This is a genomic window from Paenibacillus apiarius, assembly GCF_017052585.1.
GTDB classification, from domain to species: domain Bacteria; phylum Bacillota; class Bacilli; order Paenibacillales; family Paenibacillaceae; genus Paenibacillus_B; species Paenibacillus_B apiarius.
The window spans coordinates 5206123-5227085 of the sequence record NZ_JAFFHZ010000001.1; the positions used below are offsets into that span (position 1 = coordinate 5206123).

Sequence of the window (20963 nt, forward strand, 5' to 3'; positions counted from 1 at the left end):
TGGTTACACAAGCCAAGTTCAACGTTGCATTGTTGGGCATGCCTACCATGTGGGCGAGGAAGGGAATAACGGATGAAAAAAAGTTTTTTGATGCTGTTAGCTGCATTATGGGTAGGATTGGGAATCTTTGCAAGCAATGAAGTGGCTGTTGCGGGAACAATGAATTACTCGGTCAAAGCCAATATTCCCGCAAATCAAATCAATAAAAATCTTACCTATTTCGACTTGAAAATGAGCCCCGGCTCAAAACAAACGATATCGTTAACCGTGAAAAACGGCTCGGCCGAAGAAATCAAGTTAATGATTGAACCCAACACCGCAATAACGAATCAAAACGGCGTGATTGATTATAGCAAACATGAATATGAAAAAGACAGCTCATTGAAGTATGCATTTACGGATCTGATTTCTCCCAAACAAAAAGTCACGTTACAAGGGAATGAAACCAAGGAAGTGCCGTTTACGATTCAAATGCCCCAGGAGTCGTTTGATGGAATCATTTTAGGCGGGTTCTATATTTACAAAATCAATCAAGCCGATAAAACCGAAGGAAATAATAATATTCAATTAAAAAATGAGTTTTCTTATGTGATTGGCGTCAAATTATCTGAAAACGAAAAAACGGTACAGCCGGCTCTGAAGCTAAATGAAGTTCAGGCAGGCTTGATGAACTACCGTCCGGCAGTTACCGCCAATCTGCAAAATATTGAACCTGTCATTGTTAATAATTTGGAAGTGGATGCCAGAATTACGAAGGAAGGCAAACAAGAAACGCTGTACGAAACGAAAAAAAGCCAAATGTCCATGGCCCCGAATTCTAATTTTGATTTTCCGATTCGTTGGGAGGGCAGACGGCTTGAATCCGGCAAATATCATGTATATGTAACGGCCAATGACGGCATTCAAACCTGGAAATTTGATAGAATGTTCGAAATTAAAAGCGAAGATGCGAAGCAAATCAATGAATCCGCCGTTACAACCGACGTAGTAACCGCCGTTGATAATAAAAATACGTTACTTTTCCTCGGAATGGGTGCGATCATTGCAGTACTCGTTATCATGATTATCTTGCTGCTAAAGAAAAAAAGAGGGGAAACCAATGAAAATGATGAACACAAAATTTCCTCGTCCTAAGTTGGTGCTGCTGTTAATCTTGTGTATACTGGTTCCCAGCTTTGCATGGATGGCGCCTGTCAGGGGAGAAGCTACGACTGCTGATCCTCCTGACGGGATACAATGGGATAATGTGTTTGTGGCTCCGCCGGATAGCGACAGTTCCGTTGTTGACGTTACTTATGCCACCTATAATCGGATGGCGATGCCGCTCAGTGCGAATCTTCCTCCGGCCAGCATTACCCTGGAAAATATATTTGCGACGCCGACGGGTTCGAACAGTTCCGTTATTAATAATTCCATCGTTGAAATTACGCCGAATGCAACATGGCAAAAGGGCGGGATCTGGTCAACCCCGAACAATTTGATGGACTTGACGCAAGATTTTAACGCCTCGATGCATGTATATTTCGGCAACGCCAGAGGTAACGCTGCGGATGGGATTGCATTTGTTATGCATAATGATCCCATGGGCACAAACGCATTGTCTCCTAACGCGGGCGGCGGTCTTGGGGTGTGGGCATCATGGGATCATAACGGTCCGTATAATGGAATTCAAAAGAGTCTGGCGATCGAGTTCGACACCTACATCAATAATAATCTCAGTGATGGGTGGTTCGATTATGCTGCTGCTAATGGTAACCATGTCGCATGGAACTATCCGGGGAAAAGCAGTTCGTACAACGACTTCTTTGAGTGGTTAGTCTATAAAAGGCAATTGCATCATAAAGACCTTCAATATACCGGAACATTATCGGATGATACATGGCGCAAATTCGAAGTCAATTGGAGCGCGGCTAATAAGCAGTTGACTTATCATTTGCAAGGCACCAATCCGATTACGATTCCGATTGATGTCCAGGATGTTTTCGGCGCGAACCAAGTCTATTGGGGATTTACCGGTTCAACTGGAGCTAAATATGCACAGAATCGGGTTGTATTCGAAAGCGTGCCGGGACTCGTCAATGGAGAAGCAACAGAAACGATAACGAGAAAAGGCGGTTATGCTGTCGAGCAAGGCGCCTCCGTCTATAAGGGGGAGGAATTAACCTACACCATCACGGCGAAATACCTTTCCGGCAAACAAAATTGGAAAAATATAATCGCGCAGACATCGATTAATGATCATGTTGCCTATGTTCCGAATTCATTAACGTTGACCGATCGCAACGGCACGGCGCCTCTGGCTGACAGCAATTGGTCAGGGAACACGTTAGCCGTTCCTCTTCAGGACATGAGTGCCGATAATAACGAACAGATCATCTCGTTCAAGGTAACAGTGAATGACGTAGCACAGCAAACTCGGGTTACCGAAAAAGCCGTTGTTACGGGAATCAACCATATTCTCCAAACTTCGCCCTTAGATTTTTTAATTCAATCTAACCAGGTGCCGGAAGTGACCATAAATGAAGCCGGGCCCGTTCATATCGCGGTCGGTGAAGATTATGAAGCGACAGGAACGTGGAAAGATATGGACAACTCCACTAGTATGCTATATTATTCCATAGATGGGAAACTGCTGGCATCTGAAGTGCTGGACAATGGCGGAGCTGCAGAACCGATGGCATGGAGTTACCGGATCGCGAGCGCTCAGTTGACAGTAGGCGAACATCAATTCCAAGTCATCGCAAGAGATGCCGATGGAGCTTATTCACTTGCCACATTGACGATCATTGTCGGCAGTCCGCCGACTGTGGCGTTAACGGATGCCGGGCAAGTAATTCCCGTTGATGCCGGCACGGAATATACCATTACGGGACATTGGATAGACCTGGATAGCAACGCCGTTGATTTGTATTATGCAATCAACGGGAATGTACCAGTGAACTTCGCTCTTCAAGCGGCTAATTCCGCCAACAAAGGGGAAGAAGTTGCCTATCAATACGCGATTCCGGCAGCTCAATTGCCATTGGGCACGTATCAAATCGAAGTCTATGCCGTAGATGATACGGGCCGGAAGTCAAATGTTGAAATCGTAACGGCCAATGTTACGGGGAAATTAGTTTTCACTAGTGCAGCAGAAAATATAAGCTTTGAAAATGCAAAAATATCAAGTCAACCTTCCTTGTCAAAACGAAATCAGGATTGGGACATTCGCGTGAAAGATACCCGTGGCCTAGGCAGTTCATGGCGGCTCTCGGCGACTTTGGCCGAACCATTTACGGATGACAAAGGAAATGAGTTGAAAGATGCATTGATATTTGTTGACGAGAATGGAAATGAAACAACGATGGAACCGGGAATGGCTGTGTATGTTTTTGGAAAGGTTACCCAGAAACAACAAGAGGTATCGATTAACTGGGAAACGAATCAAGGAATTTTATTGAAAATCAACCCTTATGCCTATGCAGGAAATTATAAGGGGCTGATTAGTTGGAATCTGGTTGATGCGCCTTAAACAAACGCTGCACATATATCCGGTGTTCCAGCCTATCGTTAATAAGCAGTTATCAGTCATCGGCTACGAGTCTTTCATTCGGGGAAAGGATTCTAAAAAGGCATTGGCCATGCTCCTCGCCTGTTCACCCAAAGACGCCAAACGCATCCAAGAGATTGATCTGCAATGCAAGATAGCAGCCTTGGGCAAATATACGAGCAACCTGCCACTGTTTCTCAATTCCCATCCGTTCTCTAGCGATCCGTTGCCGGAATACTTGCCATTCAATAACCAGTTCCCGCTTGTTATAGAATTAACAGAACAAGCAGCATTGAGAGATGAGCAATTGACACTAAGCCATATCGCCCGACTCTCAGATGCAGGGGTTCAGTTTGCCATTGATGATTTTGGATTCGGAAACATGTCTCTTCCCTTTATTCTGCGGCTGGGACCAACGTATATCAAGCTGGCCAAGGAAGTCGTGCATGCCTGTGAAGACGACAGCGTCCTGAAATGTATAGAAAAACTGATGCAGCCTTTTCAGGATATGGGGATTCAGGTGATCGCTGAAGGTGTTGAGTCAGAATCGCACTTTCAGCGCATGCAACGGATTGCAGACGCATTTCAAGGCTATTGGATCTCGGAGCCCAAGACGTCATTTTTCTTGTCATAACCCGTACAAGCAGGTCAAATCTAAGCTTTGGCCTGCTTTTTTGTTCATCATAGCGTGAGGTTGGAGGATGGAAGACATTGATTCATGTCGAGCTGAATGGAGATACATACAAATTAGAGATGACGCAGTCCGGCAATGGCGAATGGATTGTAAAATACCAAAATAAAAAAATTGCAGTTTTTTTTCGAACTCCTTATGGCTGGAGAATGACAATCAGGCGAAAATGCGCCTTACAACCTGTCCTCGCAGAAGCGATTAAGCAACTTAACAAGCGCGATTTCGAGGAATTTCCAATGATGATCGACGGAGAGCGCATTAACATACGAGTTATTTCTGAACGCAAATATGTGCTGGTGATCCAGGAGAATATCGAGTTGTTAGTCTACTATAATGGACTAAAATGGAAGGTTAGGGGGGACGGAGCGATAAAGTATCGGTACATTGCGGATGGTTATATCTCATTATTGGGGTATGCTACATAGGTTCTTCCGTATCAACGGGATACCGGACCTAGGCTGTGTCATTTATTTCCAGTTATATTTCCATCTACTTGACAGGGGGAAGATGAGGAGCCGTTTTTTTATTGTCCATTAGCCCCTTCTCTCTCACTGCCGTACATGCGGGACGATCCATATTAAGATTCCTTAGGTAAAAGGCTCTTATCCTGGTGGTTGCCGTTTAGTGGGCTTCTAATTGGAATCTCGTTTTGTACCTTTTATCTCCAGTTGCCGGGGTTAGATAGATCATGGTGTCTATATTGGCATTAATCGGCATGGAGTCCATCGTATGTTCAAAGGATCCATCAGGTTGTACATTCACGATTTTATTATATCGAGGCTTTTTATCTAAATATATGCCGCCATGAGGATACCAAAATGACGGTTTTTGAATGGACCAATATCTATATGGATAAGAATCACCTTGGTCTATACCTAGATAGGGGATCTTGTCTTCAAATGCTATCTTGTCATTTATATGAATGACCCTTCAATTTTTTACATCATATTGAATACCCGCATCTGGTAAAGGGAATAATTATTTCTGAATTGCTGGAAATATTTAAGTCGGGGAGGTATGAGCTTGATAACGATCGGCGAAATTACTCGCAGCGTGAAGGAAGCAGCACGCTCCAAGGATTTTAAAGTTCAACGTCTGGACAATGGACAACAGCAAGCCATTATCTATTTCTTCGAATCCTTGTGCGATACGGTATTAATCAGAGAGCGGATTTCTGAGCCATTTGCCAAAAGTACGTCAGGGGAAGCTTTTTCAGGAGTGCTCCAATCTGAGCTATTATGCGAAGAAATTCGAGAAGTAAGCTCCATGTCTGTGAAACTGCTTACAGGTTACGCAATTGTGTTCTTCAATGACCGACTGTGGGCCCTATTCGCAGCGGATGTCAAGGTCAATCAACCGGGTGAAGCTACCGTTGAAGCCACTATTCAAGGTCCGGATAGCGGGTTGTCAGAGGACACTCATACGAATATCAATCTCATTCGCAACCGTTACCCGTCTTCACATCTCATTGTTGAAGAGTGCTTGGCAGGGCGTATTTCCCAAACCAAATTAGCCATCCTATATGACTCCACACGCGTAAATACCGAAGTATTACAAAGCATTCAGAATAAGATTGAGGCCGTTGATGCTGATATTGTTCAAGATGTGGGCCAACTCGAAGCGCTCATCACTCCAATGAAGTATCGATTGTTTCCCGTGATGCTGATTACGGAACGGCCGGATCGGATCGCATTGAATCTTGCTCAAGGCAAGGTAATTGTACTCATGCAAGGAACGCCTTTTGCCATAATTGCACCCGTTGTATTCTACGATTTTATGTCTGCAGTGGATGATGTTTATCATTCCTTCTGGGTTACTCGCGCTTTGGTAATCCTTCGGTACCTGGCGCTTGTCATCACGATCATGTTACCTGCTTGTTATATTGCCGTTGTCTCCTATAATCCGGAAATTTTCCGCGTGCAGTTGGCCGTATCTATTGCCGGTAGTCGGGCTACCGTACCGTATCCTTCTTTTGTCGAGGTCTTTATCATGTTGTTTATTATCGAAACGTTAATCGAGGCCAGTATCCGGCTTCCCAATAATATTGGCCAAACCGCCACGACCGTTGGCGGTCTTATTCTTGGTCAAGCTGCGCACGAAGCTGGATTAGTAAGCAGCATCATGATTATTATTACTTCTGCCGTAGCCATTGTGAACTTTGTAATTCCGGTGAATGCCATGAGTTTCGCCATGCGTATTGTCAAATACCCTTTAATTATACTCGCGATTCTTTTTGGCATCACCGGAATCATAGTAGGCATGTTTTGCTTTACGCTTTATTTAGCAAGCATCACGAGCTTCGGGCAACCTTATTTCCGTCTCTATCGAAGTGAATATTCTCCCACTACCTATAAGTAAAGGAATTTGTCATGAACCGGCATCAGTTCTATCTCGTTTTGCTGTGTATGTTAATAAGCCCCGTTCTCTACGTGCCAAGATTGCTGCTTGAAGCCCGATACAACGGGGCAATAGCTGCGGTAGGCATGTCCATTCTGATTGGAGTTGTAGCAGCCTACCTGTTCAGGTGGAGCTTGAAGCCATTTCAAGAGTTGTCCCTTCCGGAAATTTTGGAACGATACGTGCCTCGTTCTATTCGCCTCTTCATTTTCAGCGTTTTTGGTTTGACTTGGTTTGCGGCAGGTGCATCTGTTTTAATTTCTATTTCCTTTGTCATCAAGGGATTTATTAATCCTACTATGGATATTCATGTGCTGCTCCTATGCTTCCTATTCGCCGGTTGTTGGGCTGCTCTGAGAGCTACAATGGCGATTCTGTACAATCTGGAGTTGTGGTTATTACTTACAACCCCGCTCATCCTGTTCATTTGGATAAAAGCAATTCAGAACGAAACGTTTTCTTGGGATGCAGTGCTCACAATGAGCGATTACTTGCTAAACGCTCCATCATGGGATCTAGTTGCTGTCGGCAGTTTTTTATTTACCGGATATATCTCATTATCGATTTGCCAAGTTACCCATCATCCGAAAGGCAACAGCCATGGGCTATGGTTGATTCCGCTCATCGGCACTGTAGTGGTCAGCGCTACCTTCTTCATTCCTATCGGCATCCACGGCACTCAAGCTGTAGATAAATATGTATATATTTGGGTGAATACAGCCGATTCGATACAGATAAAGCATGGGCTGATTGAGCGTGGCGTGTTCCTGCATTTATTCAGCTATATCATTTTGTCATTGCTGTTTATCGCAATGAGTTGGCATGTGGCAACGGAATGGATGAGCGGTGCGATCACGCATCGCTCGGCACATGTCAAGCGTATCTTGATAGGAATCGTCGGCATTACCGTGTTTGTCGCCGGTTATTATGCAAGCGAGAAACAAGTAATGACTCTGACTCATGGTTGGTTCTCGATACGCTTCATCGCAGAGCTTCTTCTGGTAGCGATCATGGTCGGGGTTCGAAGGAGGGTTGGATGTGAATAAAGGATTCATGATGTTGTTCGTGGCAGCATTAGTCTTTCTCCCGGGATGCGGGTTCAAGGATATTGACAAGCGTTTTCTTGTAGTGGCGATCGGAGTCGATCAAGGAGTGGAGAAAAAATATGACGTGACGTTAAAGCTCATCATCCCCACGACCTTGACAGAACCTGGGAAATCCAAATACCAATTAGTAAGCAAGGAGGCAGATAGTATCTCGGAAGCATTAGAACTGATGAGATCCGATGTGGACAAGCAATTAGATCTGGGCCATGCGAAAGTCACGATTTTCGGTAAAAAGCTTGTACAAGAGGATATCACGAAACATATTGATTGGTTCATTCGCCGCCGCGGCGTTCAACGGATAGAGTATGTAGCTGTAGCTGAATCTTCTGCCAAAGAAATACTCGCGCTTAGTCAGAAGTCGGAACGGTTGGCTGGAAATTCCTTGATTCTGAGCTTTGGCCGTGAAGGAACGGAATCCCCGTTTATCATTACGGAATATCTGTATGATTTTTATGAACGACTCTTAGAAAAAGGAAAAGATCCTTTCATGCCCATCATTAGAATCAGAGAGAATACGTATGAAATTAATCGGGTCGCATTATTCGATAAGAAAAGACTGAGATTGATACTTGAACCGCAACAAACCCGAATCCTCAACCAATTGATGTATAAACATCCTCGATTCGAAGCAAGAGTTACGGAAGAGAATCTACGTTATTCCCTGACCGTGCATAAATATAATTATCGCTACAAGATCAATACTTCTAATCAAGGACGGCCTTCTATAGATTTCGTTGTCAACGTCAAAGGGACGGCAGAAGAGTCAGAAGAGATTTTTTTCAATCGAAGCTGGGGAGAAATCGAGCAGGCTGCGGAACGCTCGATTGAAAAATCTTATCTTGAGCTATTGAACAGCATGAAAAAAAGGCAACTGGATCCACTTGGATTCGGGCTTCGATATATCGCGACACGGCATGGGGGAGACAAGGACTGGGAAGAGTGGCGGAAGCTTTATCCTCTCGTTGAATTCAACGTAAAGGTGAATGTTACTTTGGAAGGAACGGGTGAGATTAAGTGAAGGGAAGCGGCGTGATCTATATCATAGCCACATCCGTAATTGAACCGTAAACTAAAAAGCAAGTAAGTACTTGCTTGATGAATGAGGAGGAGGATATTCGTGAAACAGACGATCAGAGAAAAAATGATGTCGGCGGCATTGGAAAATATGGCGGTGCATGGATTCAAGGGCACAACAACCAAGTGTATCGCCCAGCAAGCAGCTATTAATGAAGCGACCATATTTAAGCATTTCAAAGGCAAAGATGATTTGATTCATGAAGCGTTGGAACAACAAATGATGATGATGAAAACAAAGATCGATACCTTTTTTCACGCCGATCACGAAAACATTCGCGAACTGCTGCTGGCCAAGATTCAATTTATAAACGATATTTATGAAAGTCATAAAGATTTCTTTTTAATCACCATTAAAGAAATGGGCAGCAAAGAGCTGGAATTTATGTATCCCTCGATATTTGAATATATTACCGAGGAGCTTGAAAAAGAGATTGCAACCATGGCGGAAGATTCCATCACCGAGGATGAAATCAAAGGGATCGCCATGATCGCGAACAGTGTGCTGCTGACCATTATTCTTGAAAAAGTGAAGGCAGAATGTTTTGGGCATCCGGTTAGACTGGACATGAAAAAGGAATTGCTCGTTGAATTTTTGATTCGAATTTGGGGAAGATAGATTAAGGAAAAAAGAGAGGTGCATCGAATGAAATGGATGGAGAGGAAACTGGAAGACATCTTTAAGACGCTTCAAACGAACAAAGAGAACGGCCTAAGCAGTAAGCAAGCATCGGAGATGCTTCAGAAAAATGGCTATAATAAGTTTGAAGAAGAGAAGAAAGAGAGCATATGGGCGAAGCTATTGCACCAGTTATCAGAGGTTACGACGTTAATCCTGATCGCAGCGGCCATCATTTCCACTTATCTTGCGGTGACGGCGGGTCATGACTATGCAGAGCCTATCGTTATCATCGCCATCGTTGTATTGAATGCGGTGCTTGGCATCCGTCAGGAGCTTAGCGCGGAAAAGGCTTTAGATGCTCTTAAAAATATGAATACTCCTGTGGCAAAGGTTGTGCGTGATGGAATATTGCAGCCAATCGATGCTAAAGAGCTCGTACCTGGCGATATTATCGTGGTCGAAGCTGGAGATATGGTTCCAGCGGATGCCCGTATTATAGAGAGTTCCAACTTGCTTGTTGAGGAATCTGCCTTAACGGGTGAGAGCGTTCCATCGGAGAAAAATGCAAATGCGGAGGTGAAAGACTCCGCACCTCTCGGAGACCGGGTGAATATGCTCTTCTCTGGCTGCTTGGCCACCAATGGACGCGGCAGAGCGGTTGTCGTAGCAACCGGGATGGAGACAGAGATGGGGAAGATCGCTTCCCTTCTGAACAATACGAAGAAGAGCAAGACTCCACTTCAGAATCGTCTCATGGAGCTCGGGAAGAAGCTAAGCGTCGTTGCTGTTGTATCCGGTGTGATTGTCTTCGCGATTGGTCTCATGCATGGCGAGACGATGATGGAAATGTTGATGACGGCTGTATCCTTGGCGGTAGCTGCCGTACCGGAGACGTTGCCTGTTATCGTAACGATCACCCTTGCTTTTGGCATTCAGAATATGGTGAAGAAAAATGCAATCATTCGCCGCATTCCAGCAGTAGAGGCACTTGGGAGCGCGTCGGTTATCTGTTCAGATAAGACGGGAACATTGACCCAGAATCAGATGACGATTAAACAGATCTGGGCCGTATCTCATGAGCCGAAGGAAGCTGCTTCCGTATTTAATGACACAGAGAACGAGCTTCTCACGTTATTCAGCCTTGCAAGCAATGCATCCATTGAAGTAAAGGATGGCGAAGAAACGATTATCGGTGATCCAACCGAGTCCGCGCTTATTCGTTTGATGCAGAATAAAGGGATGACAAAGTCAGAGCTTGAAGCGAAGTATCCGCGTGTGCATGAGCTTCCATTTGATTCTTCACGGAAGCTGATGACGACGGTACACCGTACAGCAGATGGCTACATCTCCATCACCAAGGGGGCATTCGACCGTATTCCGTTGGATCCGAATGCAGCATGCACGAATCAGTATCAAGCACAGGCGAATCAAGTTCACGATCGATTCGCAGAGCAAGCCCTCCGCGTTCTTGCGCTGGGATACAAGCACTATGATGAGCTGCCTGTGAAGCTGGACGCAGAAGAATTGGAGCAGGGTCTTCGCTTTGCCGGTCTCGTGGGGATGATTGATCCGCCGCGTCCGGAGAGTAAAGCCGCGGTACAAGCCGCGAAGGATGCAGGAATTAAGACGGTCATGATAACTGGAGACCATATGGCAACGGCCTCGGCCATTGCCCGTGAGATTGGCATTCTGGAAGAGGGAGACCTCGCGATATCCGGCGCAGAGCTTGAGCGCATGTCGGATGAGGAGCTCACGCGCAAGGTTAAAGATATTGCCGTATACGGCCGTGTATCTCCAGAAGATAAGATTCGTATCGTAAAAGCTTGGCAGGCTAATGAAGCTGTAGTTGCGATGACAGGCGACGGGGTCAATGACGCTCCTGCCTTGAAGGCTGCAGATGTCGGGACGGCAATGGGAATCACCGGTACAGATGTGGCGAAGAGCGCCTCGGACATGATATTGACCGATGATAACTTCGCAACGATTGTCGATGCCGTTGGTGAAGGAAGACGTGTTTACGAAAATATTCGCAAGACGATCTACTTTTTGCTAAGCTGTAACTTCTCTGAGATCATGATCATGATAATTGCTATTATGCTAGGTTGGGGAGCACCGGTTATCGCGATTCAATTGCTCTTGATCAACGTCGTAGCCGATGGTATCCCAGGCTTCTGCTTGAGCCGCGAGAAGATGGAGCCTGATACAATGCGCCAGAAGCCGATAGCGAAGAATGCAGGCATATTCTCGAATGGTTTAGGCAAGAAGATTGCCCTTCAAGCAACGCTTTACACGGTCCTGACGTTAATTGGCTTCTATGTAGGGAACTTTGTGCAAATCTCTGATCAAGTTGGGCCGTCCTACGAAGTAGGGCAGACGATGGCATTTGTCATCTTGGGCTGGTCCTCTGTCGTTCATATCTTCAATGTGCGAAGCAACACCTTGTCGATCTTCACGATCGGGTTCATGTCCAATCGTCCGTTGTTCTGGTGTGCGATGTTGTCACTGGCTATCGTATTTGGCGTGGCGGCTATCCCGGCGCTGATGGACATCTTCCAGCTCGTGCCGCTTAGCTTGGCGCACTGGGCATTGATTACGCTTCTGTCCATTGTCCCGCTTGTCGCTGTCGAGCTTATGAAGCTAAGAAAGCGTGCGCAGCTAAGAGCGCAATCACAACCAATCTAACTCGTTTCAACCGTAAAACCATCGGATGGGCACAGTTGTTGTGATCATAATCTCAGTTATTTCATGTGAATAATCATATTAATCATCTTAGCAGCCGTCTCTTGAATCCAACATTCGGGAGACGGTTTTGTTGTGTGCTTTTTTAAGGGGCAAAAAGGACTGACCCATGCTGGGTCAGCCCCGGTAGATACAGCTTCGCCTTGCTATTATTCTGCAAGCTTCCAGGAGTCGTCGCTTCCCGGAATGCTCTGCGTCCACCACTTGGCTTGATAGAGCTTGCCTTCATAGCGGACCAAGTCGCCTTCTACATATACATTGCCCGGCACGTAATCCACACTGCCGTCTGCATTTGGAATCACTTCTTTTTGCCATGCTTGCGAGGTATCTGGCGCTTGGCCTTGTACCCACCATTTCGCCGTGTATTTCTCTCCTTTGTAGATGACAGAATCACCTTCGTAGTAGATCTTCTTCGGATCATACGTATCCGCAAGTCCATCGATAACGGTAATCTGGCGCTCCGCAGAGGCTTGCAGGCCTTGGCTGTCTTCTACGGTGTATACCAACTCATATGTTCCTGGAGCAGAATCAACCGTTCCTTCGATCACGATGCGATCGGTCAGGTCGCCATCCTCTTCATCCGTAGCGGTAACCCCTTCTCTCGGATCGAATTGCTCGCCAACGAGAATCGTTTTATCCGTTGCGCCATGGATCACAGGCTTGTGATTCATCTTTTCTGCAACGGTGATAGTACGTTCAGCAACCGCTTGCTGCCCTTGGCTGTTTTCTACGGTGTACACCAGCTTATATGCTCCTGGAGCAGAGGAATCAACCGTTCCTTCGATCACGATGCGTTCGGTCAGGTCGCCGTCCGTTTTGTCCGTAGCGGTAACTCCTTCACTCGGATCGAATTGCTCGCCAACGAAAATCGTTTTATCCGTTGCGCCATGAATCACGGGTTTTGAAGCTACCGGCGGGGTGCTTCCATTTCCGAATGTTTTGAAAATATCGGTAAATTGATATTGCGCCGTTACGCCAATATTATTTTCCAGCATCGCATCCCGGTTCATGGACCAGAAGGAGGTCATGGCCAACCCTTTGTCGATCGCATGATCCACAACCCATTGCGACCACTCTGTCGTAAAGATCGGATGAGCCTCGCCCTCAAAGCCAATAGATGGCGTTGTTCCGATGATTCCATAAGCCTCTTGCTCGGTTAGATCCATGTTTGCAAATTGCTTGAAGTATTGCTTCACTTGATTCTTCGTCGAATCGACGGCTCTCACAGAAGCGGATCCATAGTTTTCACCAGGCAGGAGTGTTCCGTTTCCATAACACATCGTCATGATGTTCACGACTTTGACATCCACGCCGGCAGACAAGTAAGCTTCCAACACATCCAATTGAACAGAAGTCAGACCGCTTGGCAGTACAGGGAGGGTTAATACGATATCGACTCCCGTTGCATCTTGCAGCTTCTTAATCGCCTTCGCATTGGCGATATTCAGGGCTTTGTTCTGAGCGCCGCCCTCAATATCTAGGTCTAATCTGGTCAGTCCATAGCCTTGAACAAGCTCCATATACGTATTGAAGAGCGTATCTGTGTCTTGAGTCACTTCCCAGAACGTAACGCCGTTCAAGCCGCCTAGCGAGATCGTGACATCGCCGCCCATCTCGCGCAGTTCCCGGATAGACTGCTTAATTCCTTGATATTGGGCGTTGTCTGCATTCTTTTCATTCAGGACAGAATATCCTCCCCAGCCCCATTGCACTTTACCGTCAACGATTTGCTTCGAGATGGATTGAATAAAGCCGAGATTGAAGAATTTCACGCCTGTATCCTCTGAAATTCTGACGAGGTTAGGCGCACCGTTGTTGGAATAGCCTGGCTTAGTAACCCATGCAACCATATCCATGAACGGAGAATTGACTTGCTTCGGCCACTCGATTCCTTCACCCACGCCAAAGTTATACGCTGGAGATACCGCCGCTTCGACAACCGTAATCGTGCGTGCTTTTTCTGCCGTTAATCCTTGTGAATCCGTTACGGAATACGTCAGCTGATACTTGTCAGCCAGATTGGTGTTTACTTCTCCCGTCACTGCAATGCGCGACGTTAGATCTCCGTCTTCTGCGTCCGTAGCGGTTACGCCGGCCAGCTTATCGAAGACATCGCCGACTTGAATCGTCAGGTCTGCTACGCCATGCAATACAGGCGGTTGATTCTTGCTTGGAGCTTCATCACCCAGAATGAGTTGTCTGTTCATTTCCGGGCTGTTATTCGACACTCGCTGAACAAGCTCCATGCTTGCAATCTCGGCATCTCCCTTAAGTTTGAACGTGTAGGAAGCGCCAGGTTCAATCGTTTTTGCGTCATAGACCGATTTCAAATCGACGACTGTATAACCATTCTCATTGGTTACGGTTCCAGCCAAATAATCGCCGGAAGCCAACGGTCCATCGGCTTGGATGTAAAGCTTCGGCAGCTTAACCGTTTTTGCGCCTCTTTCCACGGCTCTCAATACTTGATTCGATTCGGTCAAAGACTCGTTATTGACGAGGGTAATTTCATACCCTTTATTGTTGCCCCAAGGCTCTGTATACGGTTTCATAGCAGCCGTCACGTCCAGCTTGGCATATTGGATCTCATGTGTTTTCAACGGCTGGCTTCCAAAGAGGCCTTCTTTCGTCGCCTTTGTTAATTTGTCACGCTTGGCAGGGTCCGTAGTAGGGGCATCATTGGAAGCCATCCAAGCAATGACGCCGCCTAGGCCGCGCTCAAGCACATATTTCGTTTTCTCTTGAATCGATTTTTCATTGTCATACGTGTAGAATACGCCAGTTGTGTCATCATACAGATAGGGAGCTTTTGCAAAATCATCCCAGTATTCTTTGAGATTCGGGTATGTGGCCTTCAACTTGTCGAGATTGCGATAAGACCAAGTCCCTGTTCGGCGGCCGCCGTCCCCAAGGACGAGAGGGGATTCGCCAACCGCGCCGCGGGATGGAGTGTAATCCGCATCCTTGGCAGATAGTGCGGCTTCACCGAATAGTCCCGGATAATTCGGATCGGATCCTTGCGACACTTTATCCCAGCCGCGAGTATAGTAAGCCGCTCCGATGACAATCTTGCTCGGCTCGGCACCTTGCTGAATCAAATAGTTCACGCTCTCGTCAATGGATAGATTGTTGCCGGTGAGCGGGTCATTTGGATTCGGATACAAGCCGGTGTGATGGCCGCTTACCTCATCCCATGCGCCGCGCATGTCATAAGTCATGATATTGGCAAAATCTACTATGTTAAATAACTTAGGCACATCAATGCCGATATCAATCTTCTTTTTGGGAGCGGGCAGGGCAACAGACAGTTCATACGCTTTACCAAGCTCGGCTCCTTGTTTATTCAATGCGTTTTTCAAGTCTTGCAGGAGCAAAATATAATTATTTTTATCCTCCGGCGTGGCGTATTTCGTGCCTTCATCGTTTTTATTATCCACCAGATCTGGCTGGCGAACTTCAGCCGGGAACTCCCAGTCCACATCAACGAAGTCCATGTTCGTGTATTTGATGAACTTCATGACATTCTGAACCAGATTCGCCCGCTTCGAAGCATCTGCCGTTACAACGGAGAAGTCACCTGATTTGGACCATCCGCCAAGAGAGATGCCGATTTTCAGATTCGGATTGTCTGCGCGCAATTGCTGCAGGGCGATAAGTGCGCCGGCATTGGCTGCATCCCATTGTACGCCATCCTGGCCGACAGGCGCGCCTACAGCCGCATCCTTGTCCGTAAAGACGAGGTTGCCTTGGGCATCAAAATCGAGGAACGCATAGTTCAAGTGGGTTAATTGATCCGCGGGAATATCCTTGGGATAAAAGTTCCCTTGTCCTCCCCAAATCGACCAATCGCCATAGTACATGACATTCCGGATTTCCTGTGTCGAGTTCTTAACCACAGGTTCCTTTGCTGCGGGAACAGCCGTTCCTGCATAGGCCGGCGCCAATGAAGATACGAACATCATGATGGTCATCACCGTCATTGCGAATAACCTTCGGCCACTCTGCTTTCTCCTTGTCTTCATCCGTGTTCACTTCCTATCAATGTATTATATTAATAGGCAGCTAGGGTGTTTTTTACCATGAGCAATTCATAAATAACGCATACGACTAATAGGGATTGGATTCTATTAATCGGCAACTGGCTGGCATAGAATTTCTTCTTTAGCCCCTTTAGCTTTGCGTCACTAGATTCCCTAGCTTTGCCTAGTAATACCTGTGTAAAAATGCATGCGCTTTCACTTTTGCTCCGCACAGGTGAACACAATGTTTTGACTATTCACTTTGTATGCAGAACGATGCCTGTTTGTATCGTTTAATATACAGTAAATTTTCGCTTATTTAATGGGACTTAAGACTTAATTGTGAACATATGTACATAGTTCGATTTTATTATTCATTTGAAATGCCAGACATGATAAAACGGCTGTGATAGAGGAGTTCATTTTTAGACCAACTTGTTTGATAATAGGCCTCAGCCCAGTAACCGTGCCATTCTCCTTGCATTCCTTGTTATGCATTTTTACATATTTCAGGTATGCAGAAATGTTTGGGCAATAGGTCATAGGAAGGGGATGGAATTACAATATAAACCATAAAATGGTGTGAATTAACTGGTGCTTTTTCGTTGTATGCAAAGTGCATGCTTTCGAAGCGGGCTTTGCTTCGCTAATCATTCAGGAAGAACACCATGATGAACAAAACCATTTTAAGACAGGAGAGACGGGTTCTTGGGGAGGGGAGTTGATCAGGCAATTGATGGCTTATCATCAGCCCTGAGAATTTCGCATCTTTCGCGCAATGAAGCAGCAGAATTTATCAACCTTGAGACTGAATGATGATAGAGCCAATGCGATGGGTTTAATAGAGATGTTGAAAATGATAGAGAAGGAGTTGGCAACAATGGAAAAACCGAAGCAGCCGGATTACGTAGGTCATTGAGCAGAGGTGGCGGTTATTCTGGATCGTCTGCTGAAAAAGCTGGGGAAATAAGGGCTTGGGCTGAGTCTGCTTCCTGTTGAACGATAAGAGCCGTGGGATTATTCCCGCGGCTCTTACCTTGAAAAGGAGGAATTATTGGCATCAAATGAGTGCGTGTATGAATATCACCTTTATAGAAAGAAACCTTGAGAGGCTTGAGGCCAATCAAGGTTTAATCCCTATTATTTTACAGATAAGATTTCAATCGATTCAAAGTTGAACTTTAGAGTTGATTACAACTGAAGAGATATACTCTCACCTCCATTCACTCTTTTAATTGTTTCTTTTTGTTTTATCAATACACCATCATTATTAAATGCACCAACCCAAAATCTGAAATCATTACCACTTGTCAGGCCACTTGCTGAATAATTAGTATCATAAAGGTGCGTGACATCAATTCGTTCGTTGGAATTTAAATCTCTGATGGCAACCCGATAATAAGCAGCACCGGTTACTCTGTTCCACTTAACATGGGCGGTTACAGTGCTTACTGCGGCTTGACTCACTGCTTTTGCCTCAACAGCAGAGGCTTGAAGCGGCTCCGCAAGAACTGCACCAGAACTAGCAGAGAACAACGTAGTTGCTGCAAGGATTGAGATAGAAAGCTCTTTTAACATAGTATTACCTCCCAAAAAATGATAAGTTTAATTCACCATTTTTTAGTTAGATTGCTATGTGTCTGTATGATGAATTACCCTAATATTACCTATAATATTATATTATGTCAATGCATTTTGGATATTATTATATATATAACTATTTATATCCCATAATTGTAAAACAAAATTAGAAAAAAATATCAAGAAAGGTGCTGTTTATACTTTAATCCGGCGTTGCCGAAACTCCCGTCGAACCTCAGAGAGCACCTTTGTCGCACAGTCCATTGCACGTGTAATCATATCTGTATACGGCCCCGGAGTCTTCAGGAGTCCATTATTATTTTTGAATCCCTTTCAAACACCGTGAGTATCATCGGGAGGAGCAGGTAAGACTTTATTAGCTCGAGCTCCTCTACAGTCGCACCTACAGGGGACATGTTAACCACCTCGTAAATAAGAACATTTGTTCTTGTTATATTCACGTTGTTGGAATTTATCAATATTGTGCTTCATGCCATAAATACTTAATCTCAGGCAACCTGGTCCCCAGTTCGGTCCCCCATTTAAGAGTAAATTCACTGTGAAATGGGGAAAAGTGAATGGGGACCGACTCTAAGTCATGGTATAGAAAATAGGGAATCAAAAGGCAAGACAAAAATAAAAAGCCCTTGATATACAAGGACTTTGAGAATATAGGGGATAGAAGTGATAGAAGGGAAAGCATGTTATAATTTGAGATGTATTGAAATTGTTAGAGGGAGACAAAAAATTTGAGGTTTTATCTAAGTTTGACTGTAACAAGCGTTGTATTGAAATATCGTCCATTGGGGAATTAATACAGCACTACAGGCGTGAAGCGGACTTCACATTATCACAACTATCAGAGTTGACGGGGGTACATAAGGGTACGATATCAAAAATCGAAAACGGTGACGTTAAAAGGCCGGAATATATGACAATCCGTCCACTTGCAGACACATTAAAAATACCGTTAGATACCTTGGTCGAACTACACATGAATGTTGACAAAAGGGCAGACACCCTCCTATTTGTATTACAGGATGTGATTCAGCAGTCGGGTACTACTGATCTGGTACGAAAAGTAGGGACAAAATTTTTGGAGTCACCTAGTGATGATAGCCAGTCCTTGACTGAAGGGTTATATGCCTTCGTGGACAGTGTTGAAAATAAGGAAATTAGACTAGCCTTGTACGAACTAATCGTTGACTATTCTCGTGACCACGGAATCATGCCATTTCTGGCAAAGGGGTTATACCAAGTTTACCTCATCGAACGAGACGACTTTACCAAGCTTAGGGCCGTTTACGACAGCGGCAAGCATATCGTTCAGTACTCCAATTTTTTAACATGCGAAGACAGAATCGCATTATATTACAAATTGGCTATTCACGCATTCAATTTATTTCTTTACCAGCAAAGCATTGAACTCTGCCTCCATGTACTTCAGAAAGCAGATGCAGACAATTGGTACCATATAAATGCGCTCGGCATATTGAGTGATTCTTATTTTTACAGCGAGGACTACGAAAAGTCTGAATATTACTCACGCCTCTATACACAATATGATTACCCTCACATCAAGACCTATGCAGTGCTTATGGAAGCAGCGCTCAACGCGAAAAAAGGAAACTCCGATGTAGCTGTTGAACAGCTTACATCATTTCTGGAAACGTGCAACCAAGATGATGCTCTTCTTGCAATCAATCAGTTAATGCAATTATATTTGCAGGAAAACCGGTTAAATGAAGCAGAACAATTGCTTGCATACCCAATATGTCCGCAATCTATCAGCACGAACAACCCCAACATCATCTCGCAGCTAGCCGAATATTATTTTCATCGAGCTGAATATTTCGTTGCAGTTGGCGACCTTCATAACGGTATATCCGATTTCTTGGAAAGCGCGTTACAGTTCTCAAGAATTAATGATACGGATCAGGAAAAAGAATGCATTAACCAAATCGTGCGCAGCCATCTGCAACAAAACACTGTGATGAGCGTATCCACATTAGATAAACTGAATAAGTAGTATGAACGCAGCGCAGCTAAAGATGATAAACTGGAGAGATTCATGTGAAGCGTTTAATGGCAAAGCTATACAGCAGTCTCCTTTGCTCTGTAATCATCGGGGTAACTACGATTGTGGCGGCAATGGGAAATAATAATGGCCATCATCCGTGGTAAGAGTACCTATATGGTACTCTTTTTTTGTTCCCTTCGTTTCCTGAAATACTATTTATTGGGATTTGTACGACTCATAGTATAATAATTGTAAAGAGTGGGTGCCCACCATTTAAGCTGTTATAAAATACGAAAGGGTGTTCCAACAATAGAACCATTTTATTTTTGCTACGAAAAACATGATTATTTAATTGAAAGAATCGAAAGTATCCGATACCAATTAATAAAAACAGCAAAAGAAAAAAGAGCTTTACAGACGAAAGTGTTACGCAGCACTGCTAAATTATTATAATGATTTAACTTCGTCAGTACAGAACATCTCTTCGCAAAATGTCAGTATGGCAAGCAACTATGACACGTATACAACTAAACACGAAAAAACACTGTGAATGTGAACAGTCAAAAAACGGGCGGGAACGCGAACATCGTCGGGGATTTAAGTCTTGTTCTTATCATTGATGGAATTGGTACTATTGATACAAAAGAACTTTATTGTTACATGACTTTTTAATCTTTGGCATAAGTATGAAACGGGTAACCTTTATAAGTTGCCCGTTTTTTACTTAGTCCAACCTAAAGGAGGAGATTGTAAATGGGTAAGAGGAATGAGGATGGTACAAAAAAGAGTAAACGGAAATTAATAATTGGGATTGTCATTGCTTTTGTATTGCTATGGATAGGTATCGGCGTTGTTCAGCATCTTCTCGCTACGTCTTCGCCAGCCACATTATGAGCGGTTGACTCGTAGTGACACAAAGCCACCCTTATTCTACTAATTAGTTCTAATCAGAGATACCTGTACGGTAAATACTATAACACCATTATTATGGGAAGATTTAATGAATGATTCCTTATAAAACTGTCGGGTCGATCAATTCATATATAAGTCAGAGAATTGATATATATGAATTTCCTATACTATTTCCTAAAATCAATTTAGACGTTGAACATAGCTGCAAAAAAAGCAGCCTGTATACACTTAGTATTGGCTGCTTTGATAACAAATTACCTTATTAAGCTTTTT

General features: G+C 44.6%; 15 protein-coding genes and 1 riboswitch. Of the genes, 10 read left to right on the plus strand and 5 right to left on the minus strand.

Translation table 11 applies throughout. The features are described from left to right. The first annotated feature begins 72 nt into the window (after positions 1-72). The 5 genes from JSQ80_RS23070 (at position 73) to JSQ80_RS23090 (ending at position 6578) form a co-directional block, all read left to right on the plus strand. Positions 73-1134 carry a WxLIP family cell surface protein gene (locus tag JSQ80_RS23070; RefSeq protein ID WP_206096845.1) on the plus strand — a complete coding sequence of 354 codons (1062 nt, stop codon included), beginning with the start codon at positions 73-75 and terminating at the stop codon, positions 1132-1134. Further along, a complete protein-coding gene (locus tag JSQ80_RS23075) occupies positions 1106-3511 on the plus strand; it encodes an L-type lectin-domain containing protein (protein WP_206096846.1) in 2406 nt (801 codons plus the stop codon). Before JSQ80_RS23070 ends, JSQ80_RS23075 begins: the two co-directional genes overlap by 29 nt. Then, complete coding sequence (locus tag JSQ80_RS23080) at positions 3501-4163, plus strand: EAL domain-containing protein (protein ID WP_206096847.1); 663 nt, start codon at positions 3501-3503, stop codon at positions 4161-4163. Before JSQ80_RS23075 ends, JSQ80_RS23080 begins: the two co-directional genes overlap by 11 nt. Positions 4164-4240: 77 nt before the next feature. Next, positions 4241-4645, plus strand: coding sequence for a hypothetical protein (locus JSQ80_RS23085; protein WP_206096848.1), 405 nt, complete (start codon positions 4241-4243; stop codon positions 4643-4645). Positions 4646-5237: 592 nt separating this feature from the next. Continuing rightward, the gene (locus tag JSQ80_RS23090; RefSeq protein WP_240463775.1) at positions 5238-6578 is read left to right on the plus strand and encodes a spore germination protein; all 1341 of its coding nucleotides are present in this window, start codon (positions 5238-5240) and stop codon (positions 6576-6578) included. 50 nt (positions 6579-6628) lie between these two features. On the opposite strand, the gene JSQ80_RS23095 is transcribed toward JSQ80_RS23090, so the two are convergent. Beyond that, positions 6629-6766, minus strand: coding sequence for a hypothetical protein (locus tag JSQ80_RS23095; protein ID WP_206097766.1), 138 nt, complete (start codon positions 6764-6766; stop codon positions 6629-6631). On the opposite strand from JSQ80_RS23095, the gene JSQ80_RS23100 reads away from it, so the two are divergent. From JSQ80_RS23100 to JSQ80_RS23115, 4 genes are all read left to right on the plus strand, one after another. Next, on the plus strand, positions 6752-7663 hold the full coding sequence (locus tag JSQ80_RS23100; RefSeq protein WP_240463776.1) for a hypothetical protein: 912 nt from the start codon (positions 6752-6754) through the stop codon (positions 7661-7663). The genes JSQ80_RS23095 and JSQ80_RS23100 overlap by 15 nt on opposite strands. Continuing rightward, entirely contained in the window at positions 7656-8741 is a 1086-nt protein-coding gene (locus JSQ80_RS23105; RefSeq protein ID WP_206096850.1) for a Ger(x)C family spore germination protein, read from the plus strand. The genes JSQ80_RS23100 and JSQ80_RS23105 overlap by 8 nt, the downstream gene beginning before the upstream one ends. A gap of 99 nt (positions 8742-8840) precedes the next feature. After that, on the plus strand, positions 8841-9416 hold the full coding sequence (locus tag JSQ80_RS23110; protein ID WP_336245806.1) for a TetR/AcrR family transcriptional regulator: 576 nt from the start codon (positions 8841-8843) through the stop codon (positions 9414-9416). A gap of 27 nt (positions 9417-9443) precedes the next feature. Continuing rightward, positions 9444-12101, plus strand: a complete 2658-nt coding sequence (locus JSQ80_RS23115; protein WP_206096851.1) for a cation-translocating P-type ATPase — start codon at positions 9444-9446, stop codon at positions 12099-12101. 206 nt (positions 12102-12307) lie between these two features. On the opposite strand, the gene JSQ80_RS23120 is transcribed toward JSQ80_RS23115, so the two are convergent. From JSQ80_RS23120 to JSQ80_RS30210, 4 genes are all read right to left on the minus strand, one after another. Further along, entirely contained in the window at positions 12308-16180 is a 3873-nt protein-coding gene (locus JSQ80_RS23120; RefSeq protein ID WP_240463777.1) for a glycosyl hydrolase family 18 protein, read from the minus strand. Between the two features lie 108 nt (positions 16181-16288). Then, positions 16289-16372: riboswitch (cyclic di-GMP riboswitch) on the minus strand. A 996-nt stretch (positions 16373-17368) separates the two neighbouring features. Beyond that, the gene (locus tag JSQ80_RS23125) at positions 17369-17755 is read right to left on the minus strand and encodes a fibronectin type III domain-containing protein (RefSeq protein WP_206096852.1); all 387 of its coding nucleotides are present in this window, start codon (positions 17753-17755) and stop codon (positions 17369-17371) included. A 198-nt stretch (positions 17756-17953) separates the two neighbouring features. Next, on the minus strand, positions 17954-18037 hold the full coding sequence (locus tag JSQ80_RS30205) for a hypothetical protein (RefSeq protein ID WP_472850241.1): 84 nt from the start codon (positions 18035-18037) through the stop codon (positions 17954-17956). Between the two features lie 23 nt (positions 18038-18060). Then, positions 18061-18174, minus strand: a complete 114-nt coding sequence (locus JSQ80_RS30210) for a YhjD family protein (protein WP_472850239.1) — start codon at positions 18172-18174, stop codon at positions 18061-18063. A gap of 311 nt (positions 18175-18485) precedes the next feature. Here JSQ80_RS30210 and JSQ80_RS23130 point away from each other — a divergent pair, with 311 nt between their 5' ends. Next, positions 18486-19787, plus strand: a complete 1302-nt coding sequence (locus tag JSQ80_RS23130; protein WP_240463778.1) for a helix-turn-helix domain-containing protein — start codon at positions 18486-18488, stop codon at positions 19785-19787. Positions 19788-20963 lie beyond the last annotated feature (1176 nt).